We start from the raw sequence: 15,061 nt of genomic DNA on the forward strand, positions 1-15,061 counted from the left end.
GATGAACTTCTTTCTTGCCTTTGATCTCTGTTTTTACAGATAAGACTTAGCATTCGAGATTAGTCAAAAATAGTTTGACTAGAGAAAAAAGAGGTGTGTTAGATTTCATTAACTACCAGGGCGGCGATCGCAATTCAATTTATTTTAACCATACCTCTTGATTCAGGATTAAATCCTTCTGGAAAACCAGTGGAGCAAGGGTAACTCAAGGATAAGCTTTCACACAACTTGGGTGAAGTGCTTGCATCAGTGTATTTCGCATCTTGCAGATTAGCTCTGTATAGTGTTGCCATTTGAAGTTTTGCTCCGGCTAAGTCAGAAGATTGAAGATTGGCTTCAACCAAGCCAGCACTATGGAGGTTTGCTCCCCTCAAGTTTGCACCTCTCAAGTTTGCTCTAAACAAATCAGCTCCTGCAAGATTAGCAATACGTAACCTAGAACCTTGAAGATGCGCTGCTGCTAGGATAGATTTTTGAAGATTCGCTCCCTCCAAACTAGAGTTTTGAAGATTTGCCCCTCGTAAGTTGGCATTTTTGAGATTTGCTTGCCAGAGATCTGCATTAGGCAATTGAATATTTTGCAAAAAAGCGTTCGGAGCTTCTAAGCCTTGTAAACTCTCCGGGTTCCATGTCAACCAGAACCAAGGGAATCTGTGCCGTCCTGGAATGCCTGGAGAGGCATTTAATAACTCAAGGGCTTGAATTCGTCCTCCGCTACCTTTTTGCTCGTAAGCGGCAGTAATAACTGTCCACGCTTGAGTAACGTCGGAGTTACGCTGTTTTTGCTCCCCGTAAGTGAGATAAGTAATAGCGGCAATTAAAACAGCTAGATTTGATATTGGTCCTAACTGTTCTAACAGCTTCAAGGTCTTCTGACACGTCTTCTTAAGATGATCAATCATTTGCGCTTTAGCCATCAAAACTCCCGATTGCTTGAAGATTGCCCCATGAAAGCTTAGAACCTCGACTGCTACAAAAGTTAATTCAAATCAATTCCAATACCTATTCAGAAGTGGACTGAACTGGCATCACCAAAGGGTGAGCAGGCCAAATATCGATTATACAAAAACTTTCTCCATAACACTCCTGAGAGTAAAGATAATTGGAAACTTTCAGCATATCACCCCATTTTAGCACCATCGCAGCGAACTTTTCCGCGTATCATAACCAAAAGCGTATTAGCCAGATTAAACAACCTCTTTTAAGTAGATTCCTAACAACAAGCTGAAATAAAATAGACTTTTCGGGAAGTCTAGCACTAATTGCTTCAGTCCACCCCACAATTACCTAATTTTCGGGGAAAAAGTGCCAAAATTTTGCCTTTGATCGCTATTATGTCTGGCACTTTTTGAGGGCAAAAAAATCTAAAAATCTTAGCCAACAATGTTTTTAGATTTATTCAGCCAACCCTAAGTTAAATTTTGAGTTGATCGATTAAATCGCGCATAATTTTGGCCGAATTATGTAACTGTTCCGTTTCTCTGGGACTAAGAGCAAGATTCAGAGTTTTTATCACTCCTTTCTCGTTAACCACCGAGGGAATACTTAAACACACATCTTTGAGACCGTATTGACCATCGAGGAGAGTGCTAATAGTGAGAATTCTTTCTTGGGAACGTAAAATCGCTTTAACGATATCCGTGGTAGCTAAACCGATCGCATAGCTAGTATAACCCTTGCGTTTGATAATTTCATAGGCGGCGTTTTTAACCTGAAGAAAAATTTCTGTTAAGCTTTCTTGGTCGGTTGCGCTTAAATCCTGCCAATCTCCTTCTAGTAACCTTGCTCCTCCGATATTGGCCGAACTCCACACAGCAAGCTCACTATCCCCGTGTTCACCGATAATATAAGCGTGGACGTTACGCGCATCTACATGGAGTTGGGTGGATAAAAGAGAGCGTAAACGGGCAGAATCTAGCACCGTACCCGAACCAATCACCCTAGAGGGCGGAAAATGGGTGATTTTCAAGGTAACATAGGTCATGATATCGACAGGATTACTCACCACCAAAATCAAAGCACTGGGGCAGTAAACAGCCACATCCTCCAGAATACGGCGAAAAATCGCCACATTTCGCTCAAGAAGATGTAATCTGGTTTCTCCCTCTTTTTGGGCAGCCCCGGCAGTAATAATCACCACATCGGCATTTTGTCCCACATCGGCCACGGTTCCCATTTTCAAGTCTGTGGGTTCAATAAAAGGCATTCCGTGCCTTAAATCCATCACTTCCCCTTCGACTTTATCCGTGGCGATATCTTGCAGAATTAATTCATCAAAACAGTCTTGAATTAACATCGAGTAAGCGCAGGCCATCCCCACCTGACCAACACCGATAATTACCCCCTTGCGAGGACGCAGCGGCGCGGGTTTTTCAGCGTAGGGATTGGGAGTAAATATTTTATCTAGCATAGATTTTGGCAGTTATTGGCTCGGTAAGCCCATTTTAAAGGGAAATGGTTAATATCAGGTAAAAGGAGACTATAAAGAGATTTTGAGGACGTTATCGGCCATTTTTTTCTGGTCAGTGGTCGGACAAATTTCTTGTCTTTGATTCCCTGACCCCTAGTTTAAGAGAATTGAGGGCCGCTGACAGCTTCAGGCTATATCCTAAAATTAGGGATAAAGTGACAGTAGGAGGCGAACCGATGATCTATCACATCACTACAGAAAGAGGTTGGCAAATAGCTCGTGAAATGGGGGAATATCGGGCGTATTCCCTAAAAAATGAGGGATTTATCCATTGCTCCACCTTAGAACAAATTCCGAAAGTTGTGGCCGCTTTTTATCAAAATCAGCCAGATTTGCTGGTTTTAGCCATTTCTCTCGAACAATTGCAGTCCCCATTCAAATGGGAGCAGCCCCAGCATCCTAACCCAGAAAGTGCCACTTTAGAGCTAGAAAAAGAGACCTTTCCCCATATTTACGGTGCTATCAACCTAGAATCGGTGGTTTTTGTCAAACCCTTACAGGAGTTGCTCAATTCCTAAGTAGGGATGCACAATTATTTGTAGGATGGGTTAGCGGTAGCGTAACATGAGCGGGCGTTGGGTTTCATGCTTCAACCCAACCTTGTATATTGAGCTATCCATTAGTCAGATCTTTCTTAACAAAAAGAGAAGAAACTTAAAAAAAGGGGAAACGATTGATAGGTATAGTTTTGAAAGAAGGAATTAAGGTGGAGGTAAGCAAAAAAATGGAGAAATGGGCAGCCCAAGAATTACAGTATGCAGACCTAGGGGACACCAGAAGAAAGAAAAGGTTAATCAGTATCGTAGAAAACTTGGCCAGCCAACCTAGTACAAGTGTGCCACAAGCTTCGGGAAATCTAGCCGCCGCCAGTGCCACCTACGACTTTTGGAATTCCCCCTATTTTCACCCCTCAGATATAATTGCCGCCCAAGCTAAAAGTACAGTAGAAAGAATCAAAGAACATCCAATAGTTTTGGCAGTGCAAGACACAACAAGTTTAGACTTTACGACGCAAAAAGCCAAAAAAGGAATGGGTTATCTAGATTGTAAAACATCCTTTGGTCTCAAAGTTCATACCACCTTAGGAGTCTCAGCGCAAGGAGTACCTTTAGGACTGATTAATCAATATGTCTGGGCAAGAGAAGAAAAGAATTTAGGGATTGCCAAGCAAAGAAAAAAAAGAGAAACTCAAGAAAAAGAAAGTCAAAGATGGTTAGATTCTTTGTCAGAAACACAACAACAAATACCCGAAGAAATTCAAGTCGTAACAATCGGAGATTCTGAGGCAGACATATTTGATTTATTTGCCCAGTCAAGAAATCCTAACTCTCATTTATTAATTCGAGGAACTCATAACCGAAAAGTTAACTATCTCGAAGACAAGCAAAGGTCAGGGCATCCAGAGACTAAATATTTACATCAATCCATCAGAGAAATAAAAGCCTGTGGTAGCCTAGATGTGCAAGTAAAACGCAATCCTAATCACGAGGCTAGACTAGCTAAACTAACAGTTAGATTTGCCAGTTTTGAAATACAAGTACCTAAGCATCACTCGAAAGCGAACCCTCGTCAACCGGTCAAATTACAGGTAATTTTAGCTGAAGAAGAAAATCCGCGTCCTGGAGTTAATCCTATCAGTTGGCTCCTCTTAACTAGCCTAGACATTAGTAGCTTTGAATCAGCGATAACCTGTGTGCGCTGGTATAGTTATCGCTGGTTAATAGAACGCTATCATTTTGTTTTAAAAAGTGGTTGTGGATTAGAAAAACTGCAATTAGAAACGGGTCGGAGAATTGAGATGGCCTTAGCTACCTATTCAATTGTAGCTTGGAGATTACTTTGGTTAACCTATCAAGCACGCTTACACGGAGAGGAGAGTTGTGAAAGTTTTTTGGAAGAACATGAATGGCAATCTTTGTGTGCCACTATTCATAAAAAGAGTCCGCCACCTGAAAAGCCGCCCTCCTTTCGAGAAGCGGTCAGAATGATTGCTTCTCTTGGGGGGTTTTTAGGTAGAAAAGGTGACGGTGAACCAGGTGTTAAAACTATTTGGTTGGGACTGCGAAGGTTACATGATATCAGCCAGACTTGGAAACTATCTCATCAAATTAGTTCCCCCATAGAACCCCCTTGAGCCATCTGGCACACTTTTCTCTTTTTGTCAAATTTTATGTTAAGAAAGATGTGACTAATGGATAGGTATATTGAGAGAGGTGGTAGACCGTCCCAACCTTGGTCGGAAAAGACCGCTTCGTAGCAAGGGTCACCACCATAATCTCCCTGACAAAACTCGAACAGTCGCCGGGGTCGTGGCGAAAACAATCAATTGTTAAGCTAAGAGACCGTATCGGGCAAGGATGAGTAAAATCAAGGGGATGCTCTCCAAAAGAACCATTAATCCCGCCAATTTCTCAGGTTTAATCATGGAAAATATCTCTCAATGGGTAGGCATTGACATTAGTAAAGCGACCCTAGATGTTTACCTTCGTCCCCTCAGTAAAGCGATGAAAGTTGCTAACACAAAGGAGGACATATCTAAACTGGTCGAAACCCTAAAATCCTACACTGTCAACCTCATCGTTCTGGAAGCAACAGGAGGTTTAGAAACTGAACTGGTGATTCAATTACAAGAAGCGGATTTACCTGTAGCCTTAATCAATCCCCGTCAAGGAAGAGACTTTGCTAAAGCCACTGGTAAATTAGCCAAAACCGATGCCATTGACGCTCAAATTTTAGCTCATTTTGGCGAAGCAATGCAACCGCAAATATTAGCGGTTGAGTCGGAAGAATCTCGTCAATTGGGCGACTTAATTAGTCGTCGCCGGCAACTTGTCGAGATGCGGACTGCCGAAAAAAACCGACGGGAACGCGCTCGCGGTAAAGCTTTGGTCGATATCGAAGCCCATCTTGAGTATCTCGATAACTGCCTCGAAAAACTCAATCAAGAAATTGAGGAATTGACCCAAGCTAACCAACAATGGCTCGAGAAAGTCAATTTACTCAAAACCGTGCCGGGGATTGGTCAAGTAATTTCTACTACTCTCGTCTCCGACTTACCAGAACTCGGTCAATTAACCGCCAAACAAATCTCTCGCTTAGTCGGTGTCGCACCGATTAATCATGATAGTGGTCAACATAAAGGTAAGCGAATGATTCAGGGAGGTCGCGCTCAGATTCGGGCGACTCTTTACATGGGAGCGGTGGTAGCTATGCGTCATAATCCGGTGATTAAAACCTTTTACGAACGCCTAGTCGGACGCGGTAAATCAAAAAAACTGGCTCTGACTGCTTGTGTGCGGAAAATCTTAGTTATTCTTAATGCAATGGTTCGCCAAAATCAGCCTTGGCAGCTTGCTGACAATTTACCACCTTGTTCCTAGAGATTCACACTTTTTGTTATCTCTGATCAAGGGTTGCGCTTGCTTTGGTTTAACCTGAGCGACTTAGTTTTTGCTGCGCTTTTTTCTGGCTTGAGATTTTAGGTTCGACAGCAACTCCTTGATTGTTTTTTGAGTTACCCCTTGACAATCAAGACAGTCGCTACGTTCATCTAGAAAAAGAGACCTTTCCCCATATTTACGGTGCTATCAACCTAGAATCGGTGGTTTTTGTCAAACCCTTACAGGAGTTGCTCAATTCCTAGAACTAAATCATCTAACTCTTGGTAATCGGGGAGAGTAGTATCGATGCTCAACCCGCGCCGAATCACGAGGCGATCCCACTGTGGCCGCGATAATAGCTCGCTAAAGTAGCGAGCCTTGAAAATTAACAAATTTGCCTCTAGACCCGTCTTAATGCGCCCTAAATGGGGCAATCCGAGCAGATTTGCTGGGGTGAGGGTGACACTATTTACCCAGTCAGCGTAGGGTGTATCGAGATGAGCAATCCGCACCGCTTGGGTAAAGACTTCTAAACCATCGTGATCCCCAAAACCATAAAAGGGATCGCGACAGTTATCACTGGCAAAAGCAACCGGAATTCCCGCTTTTTTCATCTCTTTTATCTTAGTTGTTCCGCGCCAAAAAGGGGTTTTTTCCTCTTGACGATCCTGTAGGTAGAGATTGCACATCGGCAAGCTAACGATAGCAATGCCCGCATTTTTGACTAAATTTAGGGTTTCTTGGATTATTTCAGGGGATTGTACTGCTAAACTGCAACAGTGGCCACAGATGATTTGTCCAGAAAATTGCTCTTTGATGGCAGTACGCGCGATCGCTGCTAAACAGGTAGAATCGGAATCGCCGTTTTCATCCAGATGAAAATCGAGATTTAAACCCCTTTCTTGGGCTAATTTGAAGGTAATATCAATTTGTGCCTGTAAATCGGGATTTGTGTAGGCTACTCCCCCTAATATGCCCCCAAATTCGGCAATTTTATCGGCTAAGGCCGCTCCCTCGGAGGTTTGATAGTAGTCAAGGGAAACTAGAGAAACCGCTTGCAGGGTGATTTTACCGGCCCATTGTCGTTGCAATTCTGCCAAAGCGGTTAAGCTAATCTGGGCCTGTTGACCAAAAGAGTCGATATGAGTGCGAATAGCGGCGGTTCCGTGGGCATAACTGCATTTAACGCCGAATTCCATGCGACGATACACATCCTCTAAGCGCCACTCCCGTCGGGAATCCTCTAGGGCCATTTTTAAGGCACTGTCAAAAGTGCCATCATGGTTAGGACAACGCTGCCAACTATGACCTTTATCGAGATGGGTGTGCATATCGACAAAGCAAGGAAAAACAATCTTTTTTTTGAGGTCAATAACGGGAATATTATCTTCGGGGGGGATGGTTGAGGTGATGCAATTAATGTTACCGTCATTAATTTCCAGATTAACTAAGGTTAATCCCTCGGCGGTTTGGGGAGAAAACCCCTCATTTTCTAGCAGGGAAACGGGAATATGAGCATTTTTGAGCCAGTAGCGCTCGCTTGAGGGAATCATAAGACCTCTGGTAAAAATCAAAAATTGTTGTTAGGGTTAGGAGTCGGTCGTCGGTGCATCTCACATTTGCAGGAATACCGACAATCAGCAATTATCAGTAACTCTTAGATGATTACAAATGTATCAGCAGCTGCGTGTAAGCATCCCACCGAAAAACTAATGCGCGGGGGGTTTGGGGGCGGCGCCACGCCCCCAACGGGGGGTTTGGGGGGTAGAACCCCCCAAAAGCTTGGATTGAGTGATAAAATTCGGAAGTAATGCCCAATCTTAGCCGAGAGTTTCCCCGTAAAAATCCCAATTGGTAGATTTACAAAAATGAGATGCAGCCTCGGTCGTCGGTCGTTAGGAGAATTAAGAATGAATAATAATCAATTAAGGGGTATTAAGTAAGGAGTGTTCAATGGCATTAACAGTGCTATCTTTTCCCTGATTAATGTTTACTGATAAACCGGTAGGCGTGGCTTTAATTCCCAGCCATAAACTGCTAAAAATTCCTTTAATTTATCGGGGTGTAAATGGAGGTAATCGGGATTAACTTCATCGATAATGCCAATACCGCCTAAATCCCGCGCTCCTGCCGCTAAACAATCCAAGAGAAAAAGAGGATCGGGTACTAAATTCGGGGGAATTTGAATGACAATATCTGGGGGCAAAATTTCCCTAGCTTGTCTAACCAGATCGGGTAATTTTTGCAGCTCAAAAGGATTATTTTGCCACTGTTCTCTTTTGCCCGGATTGTAGGGTTGTAGGATCACTTCTTGAATATGTCCCCAACGTTGATGAAGAGCGGCAATAGTTTCTAAGGTTACTAAGCGATCGCATTCTGTTTCACCAATTCCTAATAATAACCCCGTGGTAAAAGGAATTCCTAATTCTCCCGCCCATTGTAACTGCTCTAAGCGCAGGGATGGCACTTTACTGGGGGCATGACGATGGACAGTATTTAATAAAGTCACCGTCATTTGTTCTAACATTATGCCCATAGATAGATTGACATTTTTTAGTTTTTCCATCTCGGCAAAAGTTAAAATACCTGCATTGGTATGGGGATAAAAACCCATATTTAAAGCCAATTCTCCCAAATTATAAATATGCCGAAACCATGACTCTCGATTGGCTGCTAAAGGATGAACTTCCCCGCTAAGAATTAAAATTTCCGTAATTTCCGAACCCTGCAAAGCAGTTAAAATCTCTTTGGCTTTTTCCAAACTTAACCAGCCATCAGTGCCTAAATCCCTGCGAAAATTACAATAACTGCAACGATTGAAACACTCGTAGGTAGGTACAAGGGTATGAGAGGGACTATAGGTGACAATTCTTGACATTTTTTTCAGAATTGGAGTTCATTACGAGCATTCAAGGCTCTTCTAGGTTCTGTGTGATAAGTTTAATTGACATAGGATCGGTCGATCTTTGTGTCCTTTGTGTCTTTGTGGTTCGTTCCACCCCCTCGCTCTTGAGAAATGTATCTTAGAATACATTTTACCCACCAAAGCTGGGAGAGCCCATTCAAGGGCGATAAAATTTGCTATCGTGGGAAGAATTGCTGTTTTATTGACTCAAAAACGCTCTCCCTTTTCGCTTCCTCCTATGATTTTCGATCCTGCCAGTCTTCCCTCCCATCGTCAAACGATTCGCCCGATTAGCGCCACGGCCCTGCACGGAATTGTATTTCAAGATAACAAATTAATCGCTATCGACGCAAAAAACGGCTATTTATACCAAATTGCCCTCGATACTGGTCATACAACCGTACTTAATTCCCATCGCTGGCAAGAATTCGTCGGGACGACGGGATTGGCAATCGATGATCAAAATCACCTCTGGTTTACCACTCGCGAAAATCTCTACTGCTGCACTCTCGAAGATTTTACCCCGAAATTTTTTACCCGTCTTCCCTACACCGCTAACGGAGTCGCCGTAACTGGTAACACAATTTATGTCACTTGTCAACGTTCTGGACAAATCTTTATATTTGATCGCCAATCGGGACAGGAAATTACTCGTTTGTACGCGCCTGGTATCGGCATCGAAAATATCACCATTCGCGGGGAAGAACTTTGGCTAACGGATACCCTAGAACAAACGGTTTACTGTCTCGATCGCGCCACGGGAGAACAGCTTTTTAGCATGATAACTCCTTTTGAGTCGCCGACGGGATTAGCATTTTATCGCGATGCTAACAGTGGCAAGGATATTCTATATGTGGCCTATGCTTTTCAGGAACCCTATATCCGCGATAATCCCAATTCCGAACAGGTTTACGAACTTAGTTATCGTCCGCGGACTTTTGTCCATCCTCTATATTTTCACTACGATCCCGCTAAAAAATACACCCTTTCTAACGGTTATCTGATTGAATTATCCTACGTCGAGGAATTGGAACCTCTCTATAATGTCGAACTCAAAAATGTGGAATGGCGCATCGCTTTACCCTTAGAAACACCGCGGCAAAAAATTCGCAGCGTCGAAGCGGTGGGATTGCCTTTTATTGAAGAAATTGAGGACGGGCAGCGGGTGGCAGTATTTAAGTTCGAGCAAATAACCGCCAAACAACGTCATATTTTTGGTTGGAAAGTACTATTAGAAGTGTGGGGAATTAAATACCAAATTACTCCCAAAGATTGCGAAGATTTACCCGACTTACCCGCCGATTTTCCCGATCGCTATTTGATCGATAATGATGACCTGGCCATGAATACAGAAATTATCCTCAATGCTGCCGAAGAAGCGACTGGTCGGGAAACCAATCTCCTCCGAAAAGTTTATAGTATTCGTAACTACGTCTATGATCAGCTTTCCTACGGCATCAAACCCCACATCGACACCCCCGATATTGCCCTGCGGCGCGGAGTCGGTTCCTGTGGGGAATATGTGGGTTTATTATTGGCTTTGTGTCGTCTCAATGGTATTGCCTGTCGCACGGTAGGACGCTATAAATGCCCACCCCATCCCCTCGAACGTAATTTACCCCTCGAACCGGATTACAATCACGTCTGGATGGAATTTTATCTGCCCTCTATCGGTTGGGTTCCCATGGAGTCCAATCCCGATGATATTTTTGAAGGCGGTCCCTATCCCAATCGTTTCTTTATGGGTTTAGCTTGGTATCATACGGAAATTGCCAAAGATATCCCCTTTGAACGAATGCTCAGTGAAGGACAACCGGTGTTAAAAACCCAAGTTCCCATCGGCGATTTAGCGATTAATCACGTTCAATTCATCATTCTTGAGGAATTAGCCCCAAAAGACTAGAATTCTGAGCCATCATCTAGGATGCCCATTTCTCTATCTCTTTCTTCTTTGAGTTCTTTGACCATTTGCAAACCCGCACCCACACAGAAGCCCAAGGCTGCCCCAGCACCGGCAAAATAACGTCTATAGATGATTTGATAGTTATAGGGATTTTTATAGTTGACTTGGCTGGGATTGCGTTCAATGCGGCTAATGCCATAACCGATACCTGCTCCGACTAAAGCGGTGACTAGGCCTGAAAATAGAACTAGACGAAGGTTCATGATCTTATCTCCCGATGGACTCTGACTTTAGATTATCGCTGAAAATTAGTTAATGGCAAGCGATCGCAATAATTCGTTATCAAGTGAACCAAATCGCCTACAAAGCTAGAACTGTGGATAGGAAACCATAGGATTTATCGAATCGTCAAAAAACCAATTTTTCCCTATAGGTAGTTATTGGTAAAAGTTAAGGTGATTTATCTATTACCAGACTTTTTTTACTCCTGTAGGTAAACCAACTCGCATAAAAAATCTAGCGAAAGCTTGAGATAAATGTTCACGATAGGGAGGACGTAAACGAAGTCGAGGTTCCTGTTTATTTTGCAAGAAGGATTCCAAAAAAGTTCTCGGTAAAGTGTACACATCATGAAAATCAACTATTCGATGAGTTAATTTTAGGTCGCCGATTTCTCCTTCGTTGAGCATAGAAAGATTCCATATATAACCATTTTTAATATCATCACAATATCTCCCCCACGCCTTGGCCGTAGGATTTTGTTTCATATTGTTCATGGCCTGTTCCCAATTTTCTTGATATTGGCTGAGAGCAAAGTGAGGGCAAAGGATGACATTGTTGACTTTCTTGTTTTCTAAGTCGCAGCCTTGAGTAATGACAACCACATCAATCTCAGCTACTTCCACTAAGGATCGAAGTGTTTCAATTTCTGTTTTATTGCTTACCTCAACAGGTTTAGAAGCCCAACGAACCACAGGACAATTAAGAATAATATCCCCTTGGGTCAACTCAACATTTGCATCTACCGCCTCATACCAAAGGTCATTAGTTATCATCTTCGAGTCGATAATTATCAATTACAACACAAGGTTTCCAAGTGGGTGTTTCCTGAGATTTAATATTCACTTCTTCAGAAAATAAGATTTTCGGTTGATGAGAAACTACAAAAACTCCTCTACAATCCAGTTCATCATCATTATCTTCTGCTGAGTCTATTGAGCAGGATTCTGATGATAAAGCTGTAGGTAATTTTACCACTTCTATCAAGGGTGGTTGTTCGTAGGAGGGTAATTGTTTACTGTCTGTTTCCACTTTCACGTTAACTGCCTCGTTGACTAAGTTGGGCGATTAATTAGGTTATACCTCAATATCTAGGCTAACTCAAGCCGGCGGGCTGATTTGCTCACACTTTACATCCCGTAAAATGGTAGCACTTCCCACCAATGGGGACGTTTTCCCCCTTACCAGCTAAATTGAGAATATCAGGGGCATTGATGCCTAAAGGGAGAGAAAATGTATTAGGCTAAAAACTAAACTATTTTGGCAAGATTTCTTTGAAGACCTCCTCAGCCTACTTATTGGTTTTCCACGGTAGTCGCGATCCGCGTCCAGCCATGGCGGTGACGCAATTAGCAGCCTTAGTTCGGGAAAAAATCAGTCAACCCACCGAAAGATTGGCAAGTAAATCGGAGTTTAGCCCATCTATAGCGGTTCTAGAAGCAGATAATCGTGTATTAGTAGGGACTGCCGCCCTAGAATTAGCGATAACACCGCTCCATCAACAAATAGAAGCTTTTGCCCAACAAGCACAAAGCCAAGGATGTAACCGATTGCAGATTATCCCCCTGTTTCTCCTGTCCGGGGTTCACGTTAAAGAAGATATTCCTGCGGCCGTGGCTAAAGTGCGATCGCCGATTAAGCTAGAGTTAAAGCCCCATTTAGGCAGTTATCAGGGCATACAATCGCTGTTATCCCGACAATTTGCCGATTTAAGCCCCCAAGATCGCATTTTACTGTCCCACGGTAGTCGTCGCCCCGGCGGTAATCGGGAAGTGGAAAATCTAGCGGCGTTTTCTGGAGCAATTACAGCTTATTGGTCGATAGAACCGAGTTTATGCCAACAAATCGAGAGTTTAATTGCTAAAGGTAGCCAAAAAATCGCTATACTGCCCTATTTCCTCTTTACTGGTGGAATTACCGCCGCGATCGAAGCCCAAGTTTTTGAACTATCACAAAAGCATCCAAATGTCAATATATCTTTAGGTAAATCTTTGGGGGCGACGGGGGAATTAGCCGAGATTATTGTTGAGGAAGGATGTGGATGAAGCGGGCAGCGATCGCTCTTGGTAGTAATTTAGGGGATTCGGCGACAATTTTAGGGCAAGCTTTAGGGGAATTAGAGCGAGTCAAAGGAATTAAACTAGAAGCTCATTCCCAATGGTATCAAACCGCGGCCGTCGGGCCGCCTCAGCCAGATTATCTCAACGGTGGCGCCATTGTGCAAGTGGATTTATCGCCCCTAGATTTACTGCATAAGTTATTAGAAATCGAGCGGTTATTCGGGAGAGTCCGACGGGAAAGATGGGGACCGCGTACCCTCGATTTAGACTTAATATTTTATGATGACCTGATCTTAGAAACACCCGAATTACAGATACCCCATCCCCGCTGCCGAGAACGGGCCTTCGTGCTGCTTCCCCTGGCAGAAATTGCCCCCGATTGGCGAGATCCCGTAACCGGAAAAACTATCCTTCAGCTATTGGGGCAATTGGGATTGGCGGAGTAGGATGTTAGGTGTTGGGGTTTTAGTGGAAAACTTCCCTAGTTTCTTTTCACTGATTACTGGTTACTGTTCACTGATCACTGAAAAGTCTTCCCCTAACCCCAGATAACCTCATCTCAGTTACCGCCCCGAAACTCTACAATAAAGGCAGCAGCATCAATAAACAGTTAAAAAATCAACCGTGACCAAGACCCCATCCCTCCAGGAAACTCATTACAATCAGGCTAAAGCTAGTTTACAACAGGCCTTAACTTGGTATGCCAGTTTTCGCCGCCATTGGAATTATCCCCCCGATCCCCAACTTCAGGCCGCCGTTAAAGAGGATTTGCAGTCCTTAAAATCGGCCTTGGATAAACTGGATGAAACGGTGATTCGGGTGGCAGCCTTCGGGTTAGTCAGTCGCGGTAAATCCTCGGTGGTAAATGCTTTAGTCGGTCAAAAAGTCCTGACAACTGGACCCCTGCACGGGGTGACACGCTGGCCGCGATCGGTACGTTGGATACCAGCCACGGGTAAAATTCAGATAGAATTAATCGATACCCCCGGATTGGATGAGATTGAAGGGGAAGCACGGGCGAATATGGCCAGAGAAGTCGCTAAAAGTGCCGATTTGATTTTATTTATCGTTGCGGGGGATATTACCCGCACCGAATACGAGGCCTTAGGAGAATTGCGCCAGGCTAAAAAACCGATTATTTTGGTGTTTAATAAGATTGATCTCTATCCGGAGGCTGATCGCCGTCAGATTTTTCAGCAGTTACAGAGATTAGGAACCAATCGGGACGAAAAAACGTTAGAAGATTTGTTAACTAGCGATGAGATAGTTATGGTAGCCGCCGAACCGCAACCGATTCCCGTCCGGGTGGAATACCCCGATGGGCGCGTGGTGACTGAGTGGGAAACCCCTCCCCCCCAAATTGAGGAGCTGCAAGATAAACTCTTAACGATTTTAAATCGGGAAGGGCGATCGCTGTTAGCCCTCAATGCTTTAGTGCAAGGGCAAGAAGCGGAGGAAAATATCGCTAGAAAAACCCTGGAACTCCGGGACAGTCAAGCGGAGGAAATTATCTGGCAATACGCGAAATATAAGGCTTTAGCGATTGCGGCCAATCCGATCGCTATTTTAGACCTACTAGGGGCTTCAATCGTCGATTTGACTCTAGTTCGGGCTTTAGCTCGTTTGTACGGCTTGCCAATTACCAGTCACCAAGCTGGTCAACTCTGGCGGACGCTACTTTTGAGTAGTGGGGGGTTGCTGGTGGGGGAAATCCTCGGCAGTGTGATTATCGGTTTGGGCAAAACGGCAGCGGCAGCGACGAGTATTTTTGAAAATCCCACCTCTTTAACCCTCTACGGTAGCACCGCTCTCCTACAGGGTGCAATTGCTGCTTATGGAACCTATATAATCGGGAAAGCCGCTAAAATCTATCTAGAACGCGGTTGTAGTTGGGGGGCATCCGGACCGAGTACGGTGATTAATCAAATTCTCGCTCAAGTTCATCCGCAAACTATTTTATATCGTTTACGTCTAGAGCTAGAACAGTGATTTTAAGGTAAAAAGGAAAAAAGGCAACAGTGATCAATTAAATATTTCCTACTGACTCCTGATGACCGACTCCTA

Annotated in this window: 14 protein-coding genes and 1 pseudogene; 8 read left to right on the forward strand and 7 right to left on the reverse strand. The window is 43.8% G+C overall.

Translation table 11 applies throughout. The features are described 5' to 3' along the window. Window positions 1-134 precede the first annotated feature (134 nt). Together B5D77_RS19320 and B5D77_RS19325 are read right to left on the reverse strand one after the other, a co-directional pair. Window positions 135-917 carry a pentapeptide repeat-containing protein gene (locus tag B5D77_RS19320; protein WP_008197125.1) on the reverse strand — a complete coding sequence of 261 codons (783 nt, stop codon included), beginning with the start codon at window positions 915-917 and terminating at the stop codon, window positions 135-137. Window positions 918-1,414: 497 nt separating this feature from the next. Further along, entirely contained in the window at window positions 1,415-2,410 is a 996-nt protein-coding gene (locus B5D77_RS19325) for an L-lactate dehydrogenase (RefSeq protein WP_002773766.1), read from the reverse strand. 236 nt (window positions 2,411-2,646) lie between these two features. Here B5D77_RS19325 and B5D77_RS19330 point away from each other — a divergent pair, with 236 nt between their 5' ends. The 4 genes and pseudogenes from B5D77_RS19330 to B5D77_RS19340 form a co-directional block, all read left to right on the forward strand. Then, complete coding sequence (locus B5D77_RS19330) at window positions 2,647-2,988, forward strand: DUF952 domain-containing protein (protein ID WP_008197121.1); 342 nt, start codon at window positions 2,647-2,649, stop codon at window positions 2,986-2,988. A 206-nt stretch (window positions 2,989-3,194) separates the two neighbouring features. Continuing rightward, on the forward strand, window positions 3,195-4,604 hold the full coding sequence (locus B5D77_RS19335) for an IS4 family transposase (RefSeq protein ID WP_106909933.1): 1,410 nt from the start codon (window positions 3,195-3,197) through the stop codon (window positions 4,602-4,604). A 289-nt stretch (window positions 4,605-4,893) separates the two neighbouring features. Then, entirely contained in the window at window positions 4,894-5,850 is a 957-nt protein-coding gene (locus B5D77_RS26730) for an IS110 family transposase (RefSeq protein WP_216362947.1), read from the forward strand. Window positions 5,851-6,017: 167 nt separating this feature from the next. Next, window positions 6,018-6,113: pseudogene (locus tag B5D77_RS19340) on the forward strand (DUF952 domain-containing protein); the annotation flags it as partial. Here the strand turns inward: B5D77_RS19340 and B5D77_RS19345 are convergent. Together B5D77_RS19345 and cofG are read right to left on the reverse strand one after the other, a co-directional pair. Continuing rightward, entirely contained in the window at window positions 6,090-7,403 is a 1,314-nt protein-coding gene (locus B5D77_RS19345; protein WP_106909455.1) for a cytosine deaminase, read from the reverse strand. The pseudogene B5D77_RS19340 and the gene B5D77_RS19345 overlap by 24 nt on opposite strands. A gap of 437 nt (window positions 7,404-7,840) precedes the next feature. Continuing rightward, complete coding sequence (cofG, locus tag B5D77_RS19350) at window positions 7,841-8,728, reverse strand: 7,8-didemethyl-8-hydroxy-5-deazariboflavin synthase subunit CofG (RefSeq protein ID WP_106909456.1); 888 nt, start codon at window positions 8,726-8,728, stop codon at window positions 7,841-7,843. Window positions 8,729-8,993: 265 nt separating this feature from the next. On the opposite strand from cofG, the gene B5D77_RS19355 reads away from it, so the two are divergent. Continuing rightward, window positions 8,994-10,658: a transglutaminase domain-containing protein gene (locus B5D77_RS19355; protein ID WP_039899484.1), complete on the forward strand. Its 1,665-nt coding sequence runs from the start codon at window positions 8,994-8,996 to the stop codon at window positions 10,656-10,658. Here the strand turns inward: B5D77_RS19355 and B5D77_RS19360 are convergent. From B5D77_RS19360 to B5D77_RS19370, 3 genes are all read right to left on the reverse strand, one after another. After that, window positions 10,655-10,921, reverse strand: a complete 267-nt coding sequence (locus B5D77_RS19360; RefSeq protein WP_008197109.1) for a hypothetical protein — start codon at window positions 10,919-10,921, stop codon at window positions 10,655-10,657. The genes B5D77_RS19355 and B5D77_RS19360 overlap by 4 nt on opposite strands. A 204-nt stretch (window positions 10,922-11,125) precedes the next feature. Beyond that, the gene (locus B5D77_RS19365) at window positions 11,126-11,713 is read right to left on the reverse strand and encodes a hypothetical protein (protein WP_008197107.1); all 588 of its coding nucleotides are present in this window, start codon (window positions 11,711-11,713) and stop codon (window positions 11,126-11,128) included. Then, entirely contained in the window at window positions 11,703-11,975 is a 273-nt protein-coding gene (locus B5D77_RS19370) for a hypothetical protein (RefSeq protein ID WP_008197103.1), read from the reverse strand. Before B5D77_RS19370 ends, B5D77_RS19365 begins: the two co-directional genes overlap by 11 nt. Window positions 11,976-12,271: 296 nt before the next feature. Here B5D77_RS19370 and B5D77_RS19380 point away from each other — a divergent pair, with 296 nt between their 5' ends. The 3 genes from B5D77_RS19380 (at window position 12,272) to B5D77_RS19390 (ending at window position 14,986) form a co-directional block, all read left to right on the forward strand. Further along, on the forward strand, window positions 12,272-12,982 hold the full coding sequence (locus B5D77_RS19380; protein ID WP_106910029.1) for a sirohydrochlorin chelatase: 711 nt from the start codon (window positions 12,272-12,274) through the stop codon (window positions 12,980-12,982). Next, complete coding sequence (gene folK / locus B5D77_RS19385; RefSeq protein WP_008197098.1) at window positions 12,979-13,443, forward strand: 2-amino-4-hydroxy-6-hydroxymethyldihydropteridine diphosphokinase; 465 nt, start codon at window positions 12,979-12,981, stop codon at window positions 13,441-13,443. Before B5D77_RS19380 ends, folK begins: the two co-directional genes overlap by 4 nt. Before the next feature lie 178 nt (window positions 13,444-13,621). Beyond that, window positions 13,622-14,986 carry a GTP-binding protein gene (locus B5D77_RS19390; protein WP_008197096.1) on the forward strand — a complete coding sequence of 455 codons (1,365 nt, stop codon included), beginning with the start codon at window positions 13,622-13,624 and terminating at the stop codon, window positions 14,984-14,986. Window positions 14,987-15,061: the final 75 nt, after the last annotated feature.

Source organism: Microcystis sp. MC19 (assembly GCF_003019735.1).
In the GTDB taxonomy this organism is placed as follows: Bacteria; Cyanobacteriota; Cyanobacteriia; order Cyanobacteriales; family Microcystaceae; genus Microcystis.

What these genes read in the sequence shown, in the direction of transcription:
- B5D77_RS19380 (WP_106910029.1), top strand. Translation starts at nt 12,272, where the DNA reads ATGGCGGTGACGCAATTAGCAGCCTTAGTTCGGGAAAAAATCAGTCAA.
- folK (WP_008197098.1), top strand. Translation starts at nt 12,979, where the DNA reads ATGAAGCGGGCAGCGATCGCTCTTGGTAGTAATTTAGGGGATTCGGCG.
- B5D77_RS19365 (WP_008197107.1), bottom strand. Translation starts at nt 11,713, where the DNA reads ATGATAACTAATGACCTTTGGTATGAGGCGGTAGATGCAAATGTTGAG.
- B5D77_RS19345 (WP_106909455.1), bottom strand. Translation starts at nt 7,403, where the DNA reads ATGATTCCCTCAAGCGAGCGCTACTGGCTCAAAAATGCTCATATTCCC.
- B5D77_RS19360 (WP_008197109.1), bottom strand. Translation starts at nt 10,921, where the DNA reads ATGAACCTTCGTCTAGTTCTATTTTCAGGCCTAGTCACCGCTTTAGTC.
- B5D77_RS19355 (WP_039899484.1), top strand. Translation starts at nt 8,994, where the DNA reads ATGATTTTCGATCCTGCCAGTCTTCCCTCCCATCGTCAAACGATTCGC.
- B5D77_RS19335 (WP_106909933.1), top strand. Translation starts at nt 3,195, where the DNA reads ATGGAGAAATGGGCAGCCCAAGAATTACAGTATGCAGACCTAGGGGAC.
- B5D77_RS19320 (WP_008197125.1), bottom strand. Translation starts at nt 917, where the DNA reads ATGGCTAAAGCGCAAATGATTGATCATCTTAAGAAGACGTGTCAGAAG.
- B5D77_RS19325 (WP_002773766.1), bottom strand. Translation starts at nt 2,410, where the DNA reads ATGCTAGATAAAATATTTACTCCCAATCCCTACGCTGAAAAACCCGCG.
- B5D77_RS19330 (WP_008197121.1), top strand. Translation starts at nt 2,647, where the DNA reads ATGATCTATCACATCACTACAGAAAGAGGTTGGCAAATAGCTCGTGAA.
- B5D77_RS26730 (WP_216362947.1), top strand. Translation starts at nt 4,894, where the DNA reads ATGGAAAATATCTCTCAATGGGTAGGCATTGACATTAGTAAAGCGACC.
- cofG (WP_106909456.1), bottom strand. Translation starts at nt 8,728, where the DNA reads ATGTCAAGAATTGTCACCTATAGTCCCTCTCATACCCTTGTACCTACC.